The organism is Pseudomonas sp. NY15437, from assembly GCF_048068435.1.
GTDB lineage: Bacteria > Pseudomonadota > Gammaproteobacteria > Pseudomonadales > Pseudomonadaceae > Pseudomonas > Pseudomonas nitroreducens_B.
In genome coordinates, this window is sequence record NZ_JBLUQC010000013.1 from 12,988 (window position 1) to 32,058 (window position 19,071).

The following is a 19,071-nucleotide window of genomic DNA, read 5'->3' on the forward strand; positions in this document are numbered from 1 at the left end:
GCGTTAAGCTAACACGCTCTCACATAACTTTACACTGCCTGAAGCCATACTCCGCCGCGCACTTTGCAACTTTTCATAGCCGTCGCCACTTGCGCTTGCCAAATATAGCCTACCCCAATCAAATCAAGGCCTTAGGCTGAAAAAAAGCACCTGGCCAGCATCCTTCGAGTTGGCCTGCGCGATCACGCTTCGGCCAACGCAACAGCCTCTTCCACATCCACCGCCACCAGGCGCGAACAACCCGGTTCATGCATGGTCACGCCCATCAATTGATCGGCCATCTCCATGGCGATCTTGTTGTGGGTGATATAGATGAACTGCACTTTCTCGGACATTTCCTTCACCAGTCGTGCATAGCGGCCGACGTTGGCATCGTCCAGCGGCGCATCGACTTCATCGAGCATGCAGAACGGTGCCGGGTTCAGCTGGAAGATCGCAAACACCAGCGCCAGAGCGGTCAGGGCCTTCTCGCCGCCGGACAGAAGATGGATGGTGCTGTTCTTCTTGCCGGGCGGCCGCGCCATGATCGCCACCCCGGTATCGAGTAGATCCTCGCCGGTAAGTTCCAGATAGGCGTGACCGCCGCCGAAAACCTTGGGGAACAATGCCTGAAGGCCAGCATTGATCTGGTCGAAGGTTTCCTTGAAGCGGTTGCGGGTTTCCTTGTCGATCTTGCGGATGACGTTTTCCAGGGTCTCCAGCGCCTCCACCAGGTCGTCGTTCTGGTCGTCCAGGTAGCGCTTGCGCTCCGATTGCTGCTGGTATTCCTCGATCGCCGCGAGGTTGATCGGACCCAGGCGGCCGATGCGCGCGGCCAGTTCTTCCAGGCGCGTTTCCCAGACCCTTTCGGCGGCGTCATGGGGCAGCGTGGCGAGCACCCCGTGCAGGTCGTAGCCGTCCTCGTGGAGCTGCTCCTGCAGCGATTTGCGGCGCACGCTCAGCGCCTGCCATTCCATGCGCTGCTGTTCCAGCTGGCCACGCAGCAATTGCGACTGCTGCTCGGCCTGGGTGCGGCGCTTCTCGGCATCGCGCAGCTGGCGGTCGGCGTCTTCCAGGGCCAGGCGCGCGTGCTTGAGTTCGTCCTCGACAGCCATGCGCCGGTCGAGCAACTCCTCCAGGCGCATGCGCAGTTCTTCCAGCGGCGCAGCGCCCTCCTCCAGGTTGAGGTTGAGCTGCTCGCAACGCTCGACCAGGCGCACCGCCTGGCTGTCCAGGCGCTCCAGGGCCTGGCGGGTGGATTCGTGCTGGGCGCGCAGCGAGCCGACGCGCACGGCCAACTGGTGGGCGTGGTCCTTGTGCTGGCGGGACTCCTGGCGGATGCGGTCGAGCCGCTCGCGCATGCCGTCGCGCTCGGCCAGCAGCGCCTCACGGCGCTCGGTGTCCACCGCCATGGCGTCCAGCGCTTCCTGCAGGTTCAGACGGGCTTCGCCCAGCTGTTCCTGCTCGATGGCGTGCTGCTCGGCCAGTTCGGCCAGTTCTTCGTCCAGACGGCGGCGGCGGAGGGTCAGCTGCTCGACCTTGGCCTGCTGCGCGGACAACTGCGCCTTCAGCTCGCCCTGGCGGCGGCCTTCGTCCTGCAGACGGCGGCGCACCTGGTCGCGGCCTTCTTCGGCCTGGCGCTGCTCATCGCGCAGGCGCACCAGTAGTTCGTCGATTTCAGCCAGGCGCTGCTCCAGCGTCTCGCGCTCGGCATACAGGCGCTCCAGCTCCTGGCCGCGCGCCAGCACGCCACCATCGGCGGATTCACCGCGGCGCACGCGCAGGTAGTGGCGGCCGACCCAGTAGCCGTCGCGACTGATCAGGCTTTCGCCATCCCCCAGCGAAGCACGCTGGGCCAGCGCCTGCTCCAGGCTTTCCACCGGCCGCACGCGCCCCAGCCATTCGCTCAGGTCGACATTCGCCTCGACCTTCTCCAGCAGGCTGCCAGGGCGGGAAACGGCGCCGGCGGCCAGATCGAGCAGGCGCAGCTCGCCCTTCTCCAGCGCATCGAACGGCAAGCCCTTCACATCATCCAGCAGCACGCCGTGCAGGTCGGCGCCGAGCACGGTTTCCACCGCCAGCTCCCAGCCCGGCTGCACGCGCAGGCCTTCGGCAAGACGCGGACGTTGCTCCAGGCCCTGCTGGCGCAGCCATTGCGCGGTGCCATCGCCCGGATCGAGCGCCGCCTGCTGCAGCGCCTCCAGCGAGGCGATGCGCCCGTTCAGGCGTTGCAACTCGCCCTGCGCCTGGTGCTGCGCGGCGGTGCTTTCCTGCAGGGACTGGCGCACCTGCTCCAGGCGCTCGGCCAGCTCCTGCTCCTGGATCTGCGACTCTTCCAGCAGCAATTCGATGGCCGCCACCTGCTCGCCCAGTTCGAGGATCGCGGCGTCTTCCGGATCGGCGGCCAGTTGCGCGCGCTCGTCGTTCAGGCGGCGCTGGCGTTCGGCCTGGCGCTCCAGGCTCTGCTCCAAGTGCTGGATGCGCGACTGCTGCACTTCCGCCTCGCGGCGCGGTTCGGCGCTCTGCTGGTTGAAGGCGTCCCAGCGCTGCTGCCAGTCGTGCATGCGCTGCTCGGCTTCTTCCAGGCCGGCGCTGGCCTCTTCGGCGGCGGCGGCGCTGATTTCCTGCTCCGGGGCCAGGCGCTCCAGTTCCTCGCCCAGCGTGGCCAGCAGGGTGCGGTCGTGGCCCAGGTGGGATTCGGTTTCCTGGCGGGATTTCTCCGCCTCGCGCAGGTCGTCCTGCAACTGGCGCAGGCGCTGCTGGCCGTGCTGGATGCTCTGTTCGACGCGGGCGATGTCGCCGCCTACGGAATAGAAGCGGCCCTGCACCTGGTTGAAGGTTTCCGATAGCTCATGGTGGCCGTCACGCAGGCGCTCGATGCTGGCGTCGGCGCTGCGCTGCTCGGCCACCAGGGCCTCGAAGGCGACTTCCTGGTCGCCGATGACCTTTTCCTTCTGCCCGACCTGCTCGTTCAGGTCGCGCCAGCGCAAGGCGCCGAGCTGGGCCTTGAGGGTGCGTTCCTCGGCCTTGAACTCCTGGTACTTCTCCGCCGACTGGGCCTGGCGGTGCAGGCGTTCCAGCTGGCGTTCCAGCTCTTCGCGCAGGTCGGTGAGGCGCGCCAGGTTCTCCTGGGTGCGGCGGATGCGGTTCTCGGTCTCGCGGCGGCGCTCCTTGTACTTGGAGATGCCGGCGGCTTCCTCGATGAAATTGCGCAGGTCCTCCGGCTTGGCCTCGATCAGCTTGGAGATCATGCCCTGCTCGATGATCGAGTAGCTGCGCGGGCCCAGACCGGTGCCGAGGAAAATGTCGGTGATATCACGGCGCCGGCACTTGGTGCCGTTGAGGAAGTAGGTGTTCTGGCCGTCGCGGGTCACGCGGCGGCGGATGGAAATCTCGGCGTAGCTGGCGTATTCGCCCAGCAGGGTCTGGTCGGAGTTGTCGAACACCAGCTCGATGGACGCCTGGGTCACCGGCTTGCGCGTGTTGGAGCCATTGAAGATGACGTCGGTCATCGACTCGCCCCGGAGGTTCTTCGCCGAACTCTCGCCCATCACCCAGCGAACGGCGTCGATGATGTTGGACTTTCCGCAACCATTGGGGCCGACCACGGCCGCCATGTTGCTCGGGAAATTGACCGTCGTCGGGTCGACGAAGGACTTGAAGCCCGCCAGCTTGATGCACTTGAGCCGCATGCGCCCTCTTCCCCCTTCTTCTTATCGTTCAGCCAGCGCGGCCAGGACCAGTTGGCTGTTGTGCCGACCGTAGTCGAGCAGGACCGCGCGGATGCCCGCCTCGTCCCGGGCCACCACCGCGCGCAACAGGCTTTCGAAGCTGCCGATGAACTGGCTCATCTCGCCTTTGCGACGCTCCAGGGCCAGATGATAGGTGCGACTGATCGCCGGCAGGAGATTTTCCACGGTTTCCTGCAGGTAGGGGTTGGCGGCGAACGGGAAGGCGGCGCGCATGATGTCGAAGCTGGATTCGACGAACGCGTTGATGTCGCCGCGTTCGAGGTTGTCCAGCAGGCGCTGCTGGATCGCCATGAAGGGCGCCAGGTCAGCCTCTTTGCGCCAGGTCCGCGCCACGGCGCTGGCGAGCATGATGTACAGCTCCATCACCAGCGCGTAGAGGCTTTCGACATGGGCGGCGGACAGTTCGGACACCTGCGCGCCCCGGCGCGGCAGGATGACGACCAGGTGGCGGCGTTCGAGGATCAGCAGCGCTTCGCGGACCGAGCCGCGGCTGACGTTGAGGGTCTGGGTGACCTTCTGTTCCTGGATGCGCTCGCGCTCCTTGAGTTCGCCCCGGATGATGCGTTCGGCAAGGTGGTGCGCGATCTGCTCAGCCAGGCTGTCCGGGGCCTTGAACGTCATGGTTGTCCTTAAGAATCGGGGCGCTTTCGAGGGGGTGTTGCGGACGCCAAGTGTAACACAGGGTGTTACCGCGCCATCTCCTGCCTGGGGCGGACGACTGAACAAAGGTTGGTGCGTCCACTGCCCGGATCAGGCGCAGGATTGTCTGACAATCCTACACAAGAGACGTCTCGGGAGTCGTCCATGTTCGCCTTGTTCCTTTCCCCTGCCTGGATGTTGCGTCTCAAGAAAGCCGGCTACTGGATCTGGCTGGTTCCCGTCTTCGGCATTCCGGTCAGCTACTGGTGGTCCTACGGCAGCGACCATCCCAACGCCTGGGCCTGGCTGGTGATCAGCGTGGTGTTCGGCGTCATCCCGCTGCTGGACTTCGTGGTCGGCCGCGACCCGGCGAACCCCGACGAGGTGACGGAAGTGGCGCCCATGGAGCGCGAAGGCTACTACCGCTTCCTCAGCCTGCTGACCGTGCCGCTGCTGCTGGGCATGCTGGTCTACGGCGGCTGGGTGCTGGCCACCTATGACGCCTGGAACTGGGTCGGCCAGCTGGGCTGGATCCTCTCGGTCGGCACGGTGATGGGCGCCATCGGCATCACCGTCTCCCACGAGCTGATCCACAAGGACCCGCAACTGGAGCAGAACGCCGGCGGCTTGCTGCTGGCGGCGGTGTGCTACGCGGGCTTCAAGGTCGAGCACGTGCGCGGCCACCATGTGCATGTGTCCACGCCCGAAGACGCCTCCTCTTCGCGCTACGGCCAGAGCCTGTACGCCTTCCTGCCCCACGCCTACAAGCACAACTTCCTCAATGCCTGGAAGCTGGAGAGCGAGCGCCTCAAGCGCAAGGACCTGCCGGCGCTGCACTGGCGCAACGAGCTGATCTGGTGGTACGCGATCAGCGCGCTGTTCCTGGTCGGTTTCACGCTCGCCTTCGGCTGGATCGGCGCGCTGTATTTCATCGGCCAGTCGGTGATGGCCTTCACCCTGCTGGAGATCGTCAATTACGTCGAGCATTACGGCCTGCACCGCCGCCGCCTGGACACCGGGCGCTACGAGCGGACCACCCACGAGCACTCCTGGAACAGCAACTTCCTGCTGACCAACCTGTTCCTGTTCCACCTGCAGCGCCATTCCGACCACCACGCCAACGCCAAGCGCCGCTACCAGGTGCTGCGCCACTTCGACGAGAGCCCGCAGCTGCCCAACGGCTATGCCGGGATGATCGTCCTCGCGCTGTTCCCGCCGCTCTGGCGCGCGGTGATGGACCGCCGGGTGCGCGCCTACTACGCCGGCGAGGAGTACCAGCTGAGCGCGACCCAGCGGGCCTGATCCAAGAGTTCCACGCCTTGGCGGCAGGCCCTAACCCGGCTTGCCGCCTTTTTTCTTTTGGCTTTTGGCTTTTGGCTTTTGGCTTTTGGTAGGAGCGAGCTTACTCGCGAAGCTCTTCTACCCAGTACCACCCTCACCCCAACCCTCTCCCAAAGGGAGAGGGGGCGCATCGGCATGCCCGACTCGCACCGCGCCCACCGGCAGCCACGGCTGTTCGCGAGCAAGCTCGCTCCTTCAAAAGCGCGCCGTTGCTGGACGTACGGCGCATAACCCGGAACGGGTTGTAGGCCCTACGCCTCTGCTCTTCGTAGGATGGTGTGGAGCGCAGCGATACCCATCACGCCTCGCCCGGTCACCGCATGGGTATCGCCCAGGCTTCACCCATCCTACGGCCAGCTCCTATTGCCCTCTGGTAGGAGCTGGCCATGCCCGCGATCGCGCGCCTGGGCCGCTCCTACATAAAACCCAAACACGCCACTCATCATCCGTCGAAGAAATTTCTGACCATTGGGACAGAAATTTTATTGACTCAAAAGTCAGCTTTCCATAGATTCGCCATTCAGTGCCCTACCAAAAACAAGAACCAGCCTGGAGGCAAGCCTTGATCAGGTTCCTGCTCAATCGCGAGCTGCGTGTCGAAGACCGCCTCGATCCCAATCTCACCGTGCTCAATTACCTGCGCCAGCACCTGGGCAAGACCGGCACCAAGGAGGGTTGCGCCTCCGGTGACTGCGGCGCCTGCACGGTGGTCGTCGGTGAACTGGTCGGCGAAGAAGGCGCCGAGCGCATCCGCTACCGCACCCTCAACGCCTGCCTGACCTTCGTCTCCTCGCTGCACGGCAAGCAGCTGATCAGCGTCGATGACCTGAAGCACCGCGGCGAACTCCACGGCGTGCAGCAGGCCATGGTCGACTGCCACGGCTCGCAGTGCGGTTTCTGCACGCCCGGCTTCGTCATGTCGCTGTTCGCCCTGCAGAAGAACAGCGCAGGCGAAACCGCCGCAGCGCGCAAGGCCGAGGCCCATGAAGCGCTGGCCGGCAACCTGTGCCGCTGCACCGGCTACCGCCCGATCCTCGACGCCGCCGAGCAATCCTGCTGCCAGAAGCAGCCGGACCAGTTCGACATCGCCCAGCCCGAGATCATCGCCCAGCTCAAGGCCATCGCCCCGCGCGAGACGGCCGAGCTGAACAGCGGCGACAAGCGCTGCCTGCTGCCGCTGACCATCGCCGACCTGGCGGACCTCTACACCGCCAACCCGCAGGCGCGCCTGCTGGCCGGCGGTACGGACCTTGCGCTGGAAGTCACCCAGTTCCACCGCGAGCTGCCGGTGATGATCTACGTCGGCCACGTCGAGGCCATGAAGCGCGTCGAGGTCTTCGACGACCGCATCGAGATCGGCGCCGCGACGCCACTGACCGACTGTTACGAAACCCTGGCCCGCGACTACCCGGACTTCGGCGAACTGCTGCACCGCTTCGCCTCGCTGCAGATTCGCAACCAGGGCACCCTGGGCGGCAACATCGGCAACGCCTCCCCCATCGGCGACTCGCCGCCGCTGCTGATCGCCCTCGGCGCGCGCCTGGTGCTGCGCAAGGGCAACGAGCGCCGCGAGCTGCCCATCGACGAGTACTTCATTGACTACAAGGTCACCGCGCGCCAGGAAGGCGAATTCATCGAGCAGGTCATCATCCCGCGCCCGCAGGCCAACCAGGCATTCCGCGCCTACAAGGTCTCCAAGCGCCTGGACGACGACATCTCCGCCGTCTGCGCCGCCTTCAGCCTGACGGTCGACAACTGCAAGATCACCGCCGTGCGCACCGGATTCGGAGGCATGGCTGCCATCCCGAAACGCGCCAAGGCCTGCGAAGCCGCGCTGCTGGGCCAGACCTTCAACAGCGCTACCTTCGAACGCGCCGCACTGGCTCTGAGCGAGGACTTCGCCCCGCTCACCGACTTCCGTGCGAGCAAGGAATACCGCCTGCTCACCGCGCAGAACCTGCTGCGCAAGTGCTTCCTGGAACTGGAAGCCCCTCAGGCCGTGACCCGGGTGACCCACTATGCATAAGCCCCAGAAAAGCCAGGAAGAACTCGCCGCCCTGTTCCGCGCCGACCTCACCACCGGCGTCGGCCGCAGCGTCAAGCACGAGAGCGCCCCCAAGCACGTCAGCGGCGAGGCGATCTACATCGATGACCGCCTGGAGTTCCCCAACCAGCTGCACGTCTACGCCCGCATGAGCGACCGCGCCCACGCGCGCATCACCAGGCTGGACGTCAGCCCCTGCTACCAGTTCCCCGGCGTCGCCATCGCCATCACCAAGGATGACGTCCCCGGCCAGCTGGACATCGGCCCGGTGGTCGCCGGCGACCCGCTGCTGGCCGATGGCAAGGTCGAGTACGTCGGCCAGATGGTCATCGCGGTGGCCGCCGACAGCCTGGAAACCGCGCGCAAGGCCGCCATGGCCGCGATCATCGAGTACGAGGACCTGGAGCCGGTGCTCGACGTGGTCGAGGCGCTGCGCAAGAAGCACTTCGTGCTCGACAGCCACCAGCACAAGATCGGCGACTCGCAAGGCATGCTCGCGACCGCGCCGAACCGTATCCAGGGCACCCTGCACATCGGCGGCCAGGAGCACTTCTACCTGGAGACGCAGATCTCCTCGGTGATGCCCACCGAAGACGGCGGCGTGATCGTCTACACCTCGACGCAGAACCCCACCGAAGTGCAGAAGCTGGTCGCCGAGGTGCTGGGCATCTCCTTCAACAAGGTGGTCATCGACATGCGCCGCATGGGCGGCGGCTTCGGCGGCAAGGAAACCCAGGCGGCCGCGCCGGCCTGCCTGTGCGCAGTGATCGCGCGCCTCACCGGCCGGCCGGCGAAGATGCGCCTGCCGCGCGTCGAAGACATGCAGATGACCGGCAAGCGCCATCCCTTCTACGTCGAATACGACGTGGGCTTCGACGACGACGGCCTGCTGCACGGCATCCACATCGACCTGGCCGGCAACTGCGGCTACTCGCCGGACCTCTCCGGCTCCATCGTCGACCGCGCGATGTTCCACTCCGACAACGCCTACTTCCTCGGCAACGCCACGGTGAACGGTCACCGCTGCAAGACCAACACCGCCTCGAACACCGCCTACCGCGGCTTCGGCGGCCCGCAGGGCATGGTCGCCATCGAGGAGATCATGGACGCGGTCGCGCGCCACCTGGGCAAGGACCCGCTAGAGGTGCGCAAGCGCAACTACTACGGCAAGCACGAGCGCAACGTCACCCACTACTACCAGCAGGTGGAGCACAACCTGCTGCAGGAGATGACCGAGGAACTGGAAGCCAGCGCCGAATACGCCAAGCGCCGCGCCGAGATCCGCGCCTTCAACGCCAGCAGCCCGGTGCTGAAGAAAGGCCTGGCGCTGACCCCGGTGAAATTCGGCATCAGCTTCACCGCCACCTTCCTCAACCAGGCCGGCGCGCTGATCCACATCTACACCGACGGCAGCATCCACCTGAACCACGGCGGCACCGAGATGGGCCAGGGCCTGAACACCAAGGTCGCCCAAGTGGTGGCCGAAGTCTTCCAGGTCGACATCGACCGCGTGCAGATCACCGCGACCAACACCGACAAGGTGCCCAACACCTCGCCGACTGCCGCCTCTTCCGGCGCCGACCTGAACGGCAAGGCCGCGCAGAACGCCGCCGAAACCCTCAAGCAGCGCCTGGTGGAATTCGCTGCCAGGCACTGGAAGGTGACCGAGGAAGACGTCGAGTTCCGCAACAACCAGGTGCGCGTGCGCGATCTGATCGTGCCCTTCGAGGAACTGGTGCAGCAGGCCTATTTCGGCCAGGTGTCGCTGTCCTCCACCGGCTTCTACCGCACGCCGAAGATCTACTACGACCGCAGTCAGGCCCGCGGCCGGCCGTTCTACTACTTCGCCTATGGCGTGTCCTGCTCGGAAGTGATCGTCGACACCCTCACCGGCGAGTACAGGATGCTGCGCAGCGACATCCTCCACGACGTCGGCGCCTCGCTGAACCCGGCCATCGACATCGGCCAGGTGGAAGGCGGCTTCGTCCAGGGCATGGGCTGGCTGACCATGGAAGAGCTGGTCTGGAACGCCAAGGGCAAGCTGATGACCAACGGCCCGGCAAGCTACAAGATCCCGGCCATCGCCGACATGCCCCTCGACCTGCGAGTGAAGCTGGTGGAGAACCGCAAGAACCCGGAGCAGACGGTGTTCCACTCCAAGGCCGTCGGCGAGCCGCCGTTCATGCTGGGCATCTCGGTGTTCTGCGCGATCAAGGACGCCGTGGCGAGCCTGGCCGACTACCGCGCCCAGCCGCAGATCGACGCCCCGGCCACCCCGGAGCGCGTACTCTGGGGCGTGGAGCAGATGCGCAAACTGAAGGCCGCCCAGGCAGAGAGGGCACCGGCTCAGGTCGAGCCGGCGTGATGTGACCATGGGGTGCCGCCGGCACGGGAAGACGTCCCCAATCCCGTCCTCCCCCGGGCCAGCGGCGCCCCACCCTAACTCCCAACTGTAGGAGCGAGCTTGCTCGCGAACCGCCCAGCCACAGAGCTGCCGGGAAACTCGTTCGCGAGCAAGCTCGCTCCTCCGAAGAGCTCCACCCCAGAGGTTGAAGCCATGAACTGGATCAGTGCCCTCGCCGACCTGCAACAGCGCGCCGAAGCCAGCGTGCTGGTGACCATCATCGAAGAACGCGGCTCGACCCCGCGCAATGCCGGCTCGAAGATGGTGGTCAGCGCGGACAAGGCGTACGACACCATCGGCGGCGGCCATCTCGAATTCAAGGCCATGGCCATTGCCCGCGAGATGCTCCTCGCCCGCGAGCGTGAACCCAAGCTGGAGCGCTTCAGCCTCGGCGCCAGCCTGGGCCAGTGCTGCGGTGGCGCCACCGTGCTGCTGTTCGAGCCCATGGGCCAGCCCCAGGCGCACATCGCCGTGTTCGGCGCCGGCCACGTCGGCCGCGCCCTGGTGCCGCTGCTCGCCAGCCTGCCGTGCAAGGTGCGCTGGATCGACTCGCGCGAGGCCGAGTTCCCGGACAGCATTCCCGAGGGCGTGACCCGCGTGATCAACGAGGACGTCATCGACGAGATCGACGAGATGCCCGCCGGCAGCTACTTCATCGTCATGACCCACAACCACGCGCTGGACCTGGAGCTGACCGCGAAAATCCTGGCGCGCAACGACTTCGCCTACTTCGGCCTGATCGGCTCGGACACCAAGCGCGCCAAGTTCGAACACCGCCTGCGCGACCGTGGCTTCGCTGCCGACACCGTGCAGCGCATGCGCTGCCCCATGGGCATCAGCGAGGTGAAGGGCAAGCTGCCGGTGGAGATCGCCGTGTCCATCGCCGGCGAGGTGATCGCCACCTACAACGCCACCTTCGGTCAGCAGGCGAGCCAGGGCGAGAACACCGTGGCCAGACTGTTACCCACGAGCCGCCGCGCACGCACGGCCGATGGCGGCACCTGATTTCCAACGTGTCTGGCCTTGTGATGGGTATCGCTTCGCTCCACCCATCCTACGGAACCATGACCCGCTTTTTGTAGGATGGGTAGGACGGCGCTCCGCGAGCGAAGCGATACCCATCGAATAGCGTCCGAAGACGCGCTAATTCCGATTTGCGAGACATTGATGAGCACTCAAGCCAAAGCCTACCGCGCCAGCATCCTGCACAGCGTCGCCGACCCCGCCGAAGTCGGCGTGGAGAAGTCCTACCAATACTTTGAGGACGGCATCCTGCTGGTGGAAGACGGCAAGGTCGCCCGCCTCGGCCACGCTGCCGACCTGCTGCCGCACCTGGGCGGCGTGGACGTGGTGGAGTATCGCGATGCGCTGATCACCCCCGGCTTCATTGACACCCACATCCACTACCCGCAGACCGGCATGATCGCCTCCTACGGCGAGCAGCTGCTGGACTGGCTGAACACCTACACCTTCCCCACCGAGAAGCAGTTCGCCGACCCGGCGCATGCCGCCGACGTCGCCGGCATCTTCCTCAAGGAACTGCTGCGCGCCGGCACCACCACTGCGCTGGTGTTCGGCACCGTGCACCCGCAGTCGGTGGACGCGCTGTTCGGCGCCGCGCAGAAGCTCGACCTGCGCCTGATCGCCGGCAAGGTGATGATGGACCGCAACGCGCCGGACTACCTGACCGACACCGCCGAAAGCAGCTACACCGACAGCAAGGCGCTGATCGAGCGCTGGCACGGCAAGGGCCGCCTGCTCTACGCGGTGACGCCGCGCTTCGCTCCGACAAGCACCCCGGAACAGCTGGACGCCGCCGGCCGCCTGCTCAAGGAGCACCCGGGCGTGTACCTGCACACGCACCTGTCGGAAAACCTCAAGGAAATCGAGTGGGTCAAGGAGCTGTTCCCGGAGCGCAAGGGCTACCTGGACGTCTACGACCACCACGGCCTGCTCGGCCCGCGCTCGGTGTTCGCCCACGGCGTGCACCTGTGCGACGGCGAGTGCCAGCGCCTGGCGGAAACCGGCTCGGCAGTGGCCTTCTGCCCGACCTCCAACCTGTTCCTGGGCAGCGGCCTGTTCGACCTGGCCAAGCTGGAAAAGCACAAGGTCAAGGTCGGCCTGGGCACCGACGTCGGCGCCGGCACCAGCTTCTCCCAGCTGCAGTCGTTGAACGAGGCCTACAAGGTGATGCAGCTGCAGGGCATCAAGCTCGACCCGTTCAAGTCGCTGTACCTGGCCACCCTCGGCGGCGCCCGCGCGCTGGAGCTGGAGGACAAGGTCGGCAGCTTCGCCCAGGGCAACGAAGCCGACTTCGTGGTGCTCGACTACAAGGCCACCCCGCTCCTGGACTACCGCCTGCAGCAGGCGAAGACCCTGGAGGAGAAACTCTTCGCACTGGTCATCCTCGGCGACGACCGCACCGTGAAGGAGACCTTCGCGCACGGCCGCAACGTGCATCGCCGCGGCTGACCCCTTACGGCTCCGGCGCCGGGTCCTCGCTCAGGACCAACCCGGCGCCGGGGCCGCTTTTCTTTCGTGCTTCGCGCGACATTCCCGCGTGAATCCTCCCTTGTAGGACGGGGCCCTGCGCGCGGTCGCGGGCATGGCCCGCTCCTACAGGGAGCTCCACAGCCCCCGACATACGTAGGAGCGGACTCCGTCCGCGATCGGCTCCAGCCGATTGTTGGCGCCGTCCGCGGTTCGCGAGCAAGCTCGCTCCTACGAAGAGCGCGTCGGTGCGGGCCTGTAGGAGCGAGCTTGCTCGCGAACCGCACGGCACCCATCCGCAAACAGTCGCCCTACTCCCGCACCTCCACCAGCACCGGGCACGGCGCGCGCTCGATCACCCGCTGCCCCACCGATGGGTCCAGCAACCGCTCGATGCGCCCCAGGTGCCGATGGCCGATCACGATCAGGTCGCACTCCAAGCGCTCCGCCTCACGCAGAATGGCCCGCGCCGGATCGCCCGCCACCACCGTGCCCGACGCCTGGCAGGGCTGCAACTGCGCCACGGCGCTATCCACCAGGCCCTGCGCCTCGTGCTGCTCCTGCTCCGCCGGCGGGTACTCCAGCGCATCCTGACGGGGCATGGCGAAAGCACGGTCCACGGCGCAGACCACGTGCACCTGCGCCCCATTGCAACGTGCCAGCTCGCGGGCGGTCGCGATGATGCGGGGCGACTGCGCCGCGCCGTCGATGGCCAGCAGAATCCGTTTGAACATGCGTCTCTCCTTCGTAAAGCGAAATCCGCCGCCATTCTTCGGGCCCGGGCGCGGAGCGTAAAGGCACGCTGGGCGTAATGGACCATTGCATGAAACGCACGCTTGCCCATTCGGCCCTTCGCCAGGGAACATGATCCGCATCGCGCCTACCGTTCTGGAGTCACCATGGCCCTGCCCGATCTCAACCTGCTGGTCGCCCTCAATATCCTGCTGGAAGAAGGCAGCGTGGTCGGCGCCGCCCGGCGCATGCACCTCAGCGCGCCAGCGATGAGCCGCACCCTGTCGCGCATCCGCGAGGCGGTGGGCGACCCGATCATGGTTCGCGCTGGGCGTAACCTGGTGCCCACGCCCCGCGCGCTGCAACTGCGCGAGGAAGTCAGCGACCTGGTAGAACACGCCACGCGCCTGTTCAACGCCAAGGAAAACCTGCGCATGGACCAGCTCGAACGCTGTTTCGTGCTGCGCTCCAACAACGTGCTGGTCGGCGGCTTCGCGTCGCGCATGCTCGCGGTGATGAAGGACGAGGCGCCACGCTGCAGCCTGCGCATCGCCCCGGAGGCGGACTTCGACGACGAAGCCCTGCGGCAGAACCGCATCGACCTCTACATCGGCGGCGCTTCGACGCTGGAGCCGGAGATCCGCACGCAGACGCTGTTCACCACCAACTTCGTCGGCCTGGCGCGGCGCGACCACCCCATCTTCGACGACGAGATCACCGCCCAGCGCTTTGCCTCCTTCCCGCAGATCAGCGTGTCGCGGCGCGGGAAATCCCGCGGGCCGATCGACGAAGAGCTGGCCAACCTCGGCCTGCAACGGGAAATCCGCCTCACCGCACCGACGTTCCACTCCTCGATCTTCGCCCTGCTGGAATCCGACCTGGTGCTGCCGATCCCCGAGCATTCGCTGTGGCGCCTCGACCGCCTGGGCTTCGCCCTGCGCCAGTTCGATATTCCGCTGCCGCTCAAATCGGTGGTGATCATCCAGGCCTGGCACCCGCGCTTCGACAATGACCCGGCGCACAGCTGGCTGCGGCAGACGGTGAAGCGCGTCTGCATCGAGCTGCGCGAGACGTCCGGCTTGCTGAGTTGAGTGCACATTAAGTGCGTTAGACGCACTGATTAGCTGCAATCATTTCAATTTTCACAGCTATCGCCCTTCCCTAGACTCGGTCGCAAATACCCGAGTTGATTCCTATGCCTTGCACAGCACCGCCCACCGGCGGCGGCAGCGGCCACCCCCGTGGAGGCCGGCCATGACCGCGCTCGCCCCGCTTTCCACCACCCAGCCACCAGCGGCCAAGCCCGCAGCCCCCGCAGCGCAGCCCTTCGGCTTGCGCATCGTGGTCGGCATGCTCGGCGTGCTGCTGGCCTCCCTGAGCGCCGGCCTCAACGAAAAGGTCACGGACCTGGCCATGACCGACGTGCGCGGCGCGTTGTCCATCGGCCACGACGAGGGCACCTGGCTGCTCGCCCTGTATTCGGCGGCGCAGGTAGCGGCCATGGCGTTCGCGCCGTGGTTCTCGGTCACCGTCTCGCTGCGCCGCTTCACCCTCGGCGCCATCGCCTGCTTCGCCCTGCTCGCACTGCTCTGCCCCTTCGCCCCGAACGTCGAGACGCTGTACCTGCTGCGCCTGTTGCAGGGCTTCGCCGGCGGCTGCATGCCACCGATGCTGATGACCGTGGCGCTGCGCTTCCTGCCGCCGGGCATCAAGCTCTATGGCCTGGGCGCCTACGCGCTGACCGCCACTTTCGCGCCCAACCTGGGCATGCCGCTGGCGGCGCTGTGGACCGAGTTCGTCGGCTGGCAGTGGGTGTTCTGGCAGGTCATCCCGCTCTGCACGGTGGCACTGGCCGCCGTCGCCTGGGGCATCCCGCAGGACCCGCTGCGTCTGGAACGCCTGAAGCAGTTCGATTACCCGGGCCTCGCCCTCGGCCTGCCGGGCATCCTGATGCTGGTGATCGGCCTGCTGCAGGGTGAGCGCCTGGACTGGTTCGAGTCCGACCTGATCACCGTGCTGGTGCTCGGCGGCGCCGGGCTGCTGGTGGGCTTCTTCATCAACGAATGGACGCACCCGCTGCCCTTCTACCGCCTGGACATCCTCAAGCGGCGCAACTTCACCCACGCGCTGATCACCCTGGCCGGCGTGCTGGTGGTGCTCGGCGCCTGCGCGGGCGTGCCGGCGTCCTACCTGGCCTCGGCCCACGGCTATCGCCCGTTGCAGTCGGCACCGATGGCGCTGCTGGTGGCGCTGCCACAGTTGGTCTCGCTGCCGCTGGTGGCCGCGCTGTGCAACATCCCGCGGGTGGATTGCCGCTGGGTGCTGGCCATCGGCATCAGCCTGTGCGGCCTGTCGGCGTTCGGCATGAGCCAGCTGACCAGCGAGTGGACGCGGGAGAACTTCTATTGGCTGCTGGCGCTGCAGATCGTCGGGCAGCCGATGGCCATCGTGCCGCTGCTGATGTCCGCCACCAGCGTGGTCGCGCCCATCGAAGGGCCGTTCGCCTCGGCCTGGTTCAACAGCGTGCGCGGCTTCTCAGCAGTGCTCGGCAGCGCCGTGGTGTCGATCCTCATGACCTGTCGCCAGCACTACCACTCCAACCGCCTGGTCGATCACCTGGGCAACGCCCCGCAAGCCCTCGGCCTGCGCCTGGAACAACTGGGCGGCGCCGAGAACGTCGGCCGCCTGGCCGGCCAGGTGCGCGGCCAGGCCGGCGTGCTCGCCGCTGCCGACACGCTGCTGGCGATGTCCTGGCTGGCCGCCGCGCTGCTCGTGCTGATTCCCCTGATGCCGCTGCGGGTCTATCCGCCGCGGCCTGTCATTCCTCATCAATGAAAGGTCTGCCCATGTCGAAACTGAGCTCCCGTCGCGGCAGTCTGGCCCTGGTCGCCGTGCTGCTTCTCGCCCTCGTCGTCTACCTGCTGCTGCGCCTGCTGGGCCCCAGCCGCGAGCAGAGCACCGACGATGCCTACGTCCACGCCGACTTCACCCTGGTGGCGCCGAAAGTCGCCGGCTTCATCGAGCAGGTGCTGGTGGAGGACAACCAGCCGGTGAAGGCGGGGCAGGTCCTGGCGCGCATCGATGCCCGCGACTATCGCGCCGCGCTGGAAGCCGCCGAAGCCGACGTACTGGCCGCGCAGGCGCGTCACCACCACGTCGCCGCCGACCTCGAACGCCAGCAGGCGGTGATCGCCCAGAGCGCCGCCCAGGTGCAGGCCGACCAGGCGGCGCTGACCTTCGCCACGCAGGAACTGAACCGCTACCAACACCTCGCCACCCAGGGCGCCGGCACGCTGCAGAATGCCCAGCAGGCACGCTCGCGCGTGGACTCGGCGAAGGCCGTGCTGGACAAGGACAAAGCCGCCGCGCTGGCTGCCCGCAAGCAGCTCGACGTGCTGCTGGCCCAGCAGGCCGAGGCCCTCGGCGCCCTCAAGCGCGGCCAGGCGCAGTTGCAGCAGGCGCAGCTGAACCTGTCCTACACCGAGATCCGCGCGCCCTTCGACGGCATGGTCGGCCGCCGCGCCGTACGCGTTGGCGCCTACACCACGCCGGGCACCGCGCTGCTCGCGGTGGTGCCGCTGCAGGATGCCTACGTGGTCGGCAACTTCCAGGAAACCCAGCTGACCGACGTGCAACTCGGACAGCGCGTGGCGATCAGCATCGATACCTTCCCCGGCGAGACGCTGCACGGCCACGTCGACAGCATCGCCCCCGCCACCGGCCTGAGCTTCGCACCCATCGCCCCGGACAACGCCACCGGCAACTTCACCAAGATCGTCCAGCGCATCCCGGTGAAGATTGTCCTCGACGCCGACCAGCCGCTGCGCGACAAATTGCGCGTGGGCATGTCGGTCATCGCCCGCATCGACACCGGCACCCACGCCGAGGCCCCGCAGACGGTGGCCGCGCAATGACCGCCGCCCGCACTCCGCTGCTGCTTGCCTTGCTGGCGCTGGGCGCCTGCAGCGTCGGTCCGGACTTCCAGCGCCCGCAGGATGCCGACGCGGTGGACTGGTCCGCCCAGCGCGGCGACGCGCCAAGCCGCACGCTCAACGCGCCGCTGGAGGCGCAGTGGTGGACGCTGCTGGGCGATGCGCAGCTCGACGACCTGCAACGCCGCGTCGCGGCCGCCAACCTGGACCTGCGCGAAGCCGACGCGCGCCTGCAGCAGAGCCGGGCGATCCGCCAGGCGCTGGGCGGCGATGCCGTACCCAACGTCGGCGCGGACCTGGGCTACCAGCGCAAGCGCAACAGCCAGGTCGGCCTGAACGACCCGTCCGGCAAGGCGGGCAAGGACAGCTTCAACCAGCTCGACGGCGGCGTCGAGCTGTCCTGGGAACTGGACTTCTGGGGCCGCGTGCGCCGCGAACTGGAGGCGGCCGACGCCAACGTCCGCGTGAGCGAGGAAAGCCGCCGCGACGTGCTGGTGTCGGTACTCGCCGAGACCGCGCGCAACTACCTGCAACTGCGCGCCGAACAGGACCTGGAAGCGATCATCCGCGGCAATCTGGAGATCGCCCGGCGCAGCCTGGAATTGACCCGCCTGCGCCGCGCCGATGGCGTGGCCACTGAACTGGACGTGGCCGAGGCCCTGACCCAGGTCGCCAGCATCGAGGCGCGCCTGCCCGATAGCCAGAAGCGCCAGGCACGACTGATCAACGCCCTGGGCTACCTGCTCGGCGAAGCGCCTGGCGCGCTGCAAGCCGAACTGGCCCAGGCCGGACCGGTGCCCCAACCGCCCCGCGGCGTGCCGGTCGGCCTGCCCTCGGAGCTGGCCCAGCGCCGCCCGGACATCCGCCGCGCCGAAGCGGCGCTGCACGCCGCCACCGCCAGCATCGGTGTGGCCAAGGCGGACTTCTACCCGCGCATCAGCCTGAACGGCAACCTCGGCTTCCAGGCGCTGCAACTGTCGAACTTCGGCGACTGGAACAGCCGCACCTTCGGCATCGGCCCGAGCCTGTCGCTGCCGATCTTCGAGGGTGGCCGGCTGAAGGGCATGCTGGCCCTGCGCGAGGCGCAGCAGCAGGAGGCAGCCCTCGCCTACCGCCGCACCGTACTCAACGCCTGGCGCGAGGTGGACGACGCGCTCACCGACTACGCCGCCGACCAGCGTCGCCTGGCAAGCCTCGATACCGCCGCCGAACACGGCCGCACCGCCCTGGCCAACGCCCGCGAGCAATACAAGGCCGGCGCCGTGGATTTTCTCAACGTGCTCAGCGCCCAGCGCGAACTGCTCGCCACCGAGGAACAGCAGGTGCGCGGCCGCGAGGCCGTGGCGACCACGCTGGTGCTGCTCTACCGGTCGCTCGGCGGGGGCTGGCAGCAAGATCGGGAAACCGCGCAGAACCTGTAGGAGCGCCCTCTGGGCGCGATCGCGGGCATGGCCCGCTCCTACACGTCGTTCGGCTGTAGGAGCGGACTCCGTCCGCGATGGCGTCAGGCGCGATGCGGGCGTTTGCAGATCAGGCTCGCTTCCAGAGCGGCGCGGCCTCGGTTCGCGAGCAAGCTCGCTCCTACGAAGAGCAACGCGGCACACGCGGGAGTCTCAGCTGGCACCACCCTGTAGGAGCGAGCTTGCTCGCGAACCCACGTCCCACCGGAACCCGAGGTGCGGCGCGTCGGCGGCCAAGGGCCAGGGCTTCCTGCGCTGCCCTGCAAAGCGCTACCCGTGCAACCACAAAAAAGCCCCG

At 67.1% G+C, this 19,071-nt stretch carries 12 protein-coding genes; 9 read left to right on the forward strand and 3 right to left on the reverse strand.

Annotation, left to right across the window (positions count from 1 at the left end):
• Positions 1-182: 182 nt before the first annotated feature.
• Together smc and ACNFIA_RS24470 are read right to left on the reverse strand one after the other, a co-directional pair.
• A complete protein-coding gene (smc, locus tag ACNFIA_RS24465; protein WP_416789443.1) occupies positions 183-3,671 on the reverse strand; it encodes a chromosome segregation protein SMC in 3,489 nt (1,162 codons plus the stop codon).
• A 21-nt stretch (positions 3,672-3,692) separates the two neighbouring features.
• Positions 3,693-4,352, reverse strand: coding sequence for a GntR family transcriptional regulator (locus ACNFIA_RS24470; protein ID WP_416789446.1), 660 nt, complete (start codon positions 4,350-4,352; stop codon positions 3,693-3,695).
• Between the two features lie 183 nt (positions 4,353-4,535).
• On the opposite strand from ACNFIA_RS24470, the gene ACNFIA_RS24475 reads away from it, so the two are divergent.
• From ACNFIA_RS24475 to guaD, 5 genes are all read left to right on the forward strand, one after another.
• Positions 4,536-5,672 carry an alkane 1-monooxygenase gene (locus ACNFIA_RS24475; protein WP_416789449.1) on the forward strand — a complete coding sequence of 379 codons (1,137 nt, stop codon included), beginning with the start codon at positions 4,536-4,538 and terminating at the stop codon, positions 5,670-5,672.
• A gap of 601 nt (positions 5,673-6,273) precedes the next feature.
• A complete protein-coding gene (gene xdhA / locus ACNFIA_RS24480) occupies positions 6,274-7,737 on the forward strand; it encodes a xanthine dehydrogenase small subunit (protein ID WP_259755907.1) in 1,464 nt (487 codons plus the stop codon).
• Positions 7,730-10,120, forward strand: a complete 2,391-nt coding sequence (gene xdhB / locus ACNFIA_RS24485; RefSeq protein ID WP_416789452.1) for a xanthine dehydrogenase molybdopterin binding subunit — start codon at positions 7,730-7,732, stop codon at positions 10,118-10,120. Before xdhA ends, xdhB begins: the two co-directional genes overlap by 8 nt.
• A gap of 192 nt (positions 10,121-10,312) precedes the next feature.
• Complete coding sequence (xdhC, locus tag ACNFIA_RS24490; protein ID WP_416789455.1) at positions 10,313-11,164, forward strand: xanthine dehydrogenase accessory protein XdhC; 852 nt, start codon at positions 10,313-10,315, stop codon at positions 11,162-11,164.
• A gap of 162 nt (positions 11,165-11,326) precedes the next feature.
• Positions 11,327-12,631, forward strand: coding sequence for a guanine deaminase (gene guaD / locus ACNFIA_RS24495; RefSeq protein WP_416789458.1), 1,305 nt, complete (start codon positions 11,327-11,329; stop codon positions 12,629-12,631).
• Positions 12,632-12,960: 329 nt separating this feature from the next.
• Here the strand turns inward: guaD and ACNFIA_RS24500 are convergent, their stop codons facing one another.
• Positions 12,961-13,383, reverse strand: a complete 423-nt coding sequence (locus tag ACNFIA_RS24500) for a universal stress protein (RefSeq protein WP_416789461.1) — start codon at positions 13,381-13,383, stop codon at positions 12,961-12,963.
• A gap of 165 nt (positions 13,384-13,548) precedes the next feature.
• Here ACNFIA_RS24500 and ACNFIA_RS24505 point away from each other — a divergent pair, with 165 nt between their 5' ends.
• The 4 genes from ACNFIA_RS24505 (at position 13,549) to ACNFIA_RS24520 (ending at position 18,734) form a co-directional block, all read left to right on the forward strand.
• On the forward strand, positions 13,549-14,472 hold the full coding sequence (locus ACNFIA_RS24505; protein ID WP_259755914.1) for a LysR family transcriptional regulator: 924 nt from the start codon (positions 13,549-13,551) through the stop codon (positions 14,470-14,472).
• A gap of 163 nt (positions 14,473-14,635) precedes the next feature.
• Positions 14,636-16,216 (forward strand): MFS transporter, encoded by a 1,581-nt coding sequence (locus ACNFIA_RS24510; protein WP_416789464.1) that lies wholly within the window; start codon positions 14,636-14,638, stop codon positions 16,214-16,216.
• Between the two features lie 11 nt (positions 16,217-16,227).
• Positions 16,228-17,295: an HlyD family secretion protein gene (locus ACNFIA_RS24515; RefSeq protein ID WP_416789468.1), complete on the forward strand. Its 1,068-nt coding sequence runs from the start codon at positions 16,228-16,230 to the stop codon at positions 17,293-17,295.
• A complete protein-coding gene (locus ACNFIA_RS24520) occupies positions 17,292-18,734 on the forward strand; it encodes an efflux transporter outer membrane subunit (protein ID WP_416789470.1) in 1,443 nt (480 codons plus the stop codon). The genes ACNFIA_RS24515 and ACNFIA_RS24520 overlap by 4 nt, the downstream gene beginning before the upstream one ends.
• Positions 18,735-19,071: the final 337 nt, after the last annotated feature.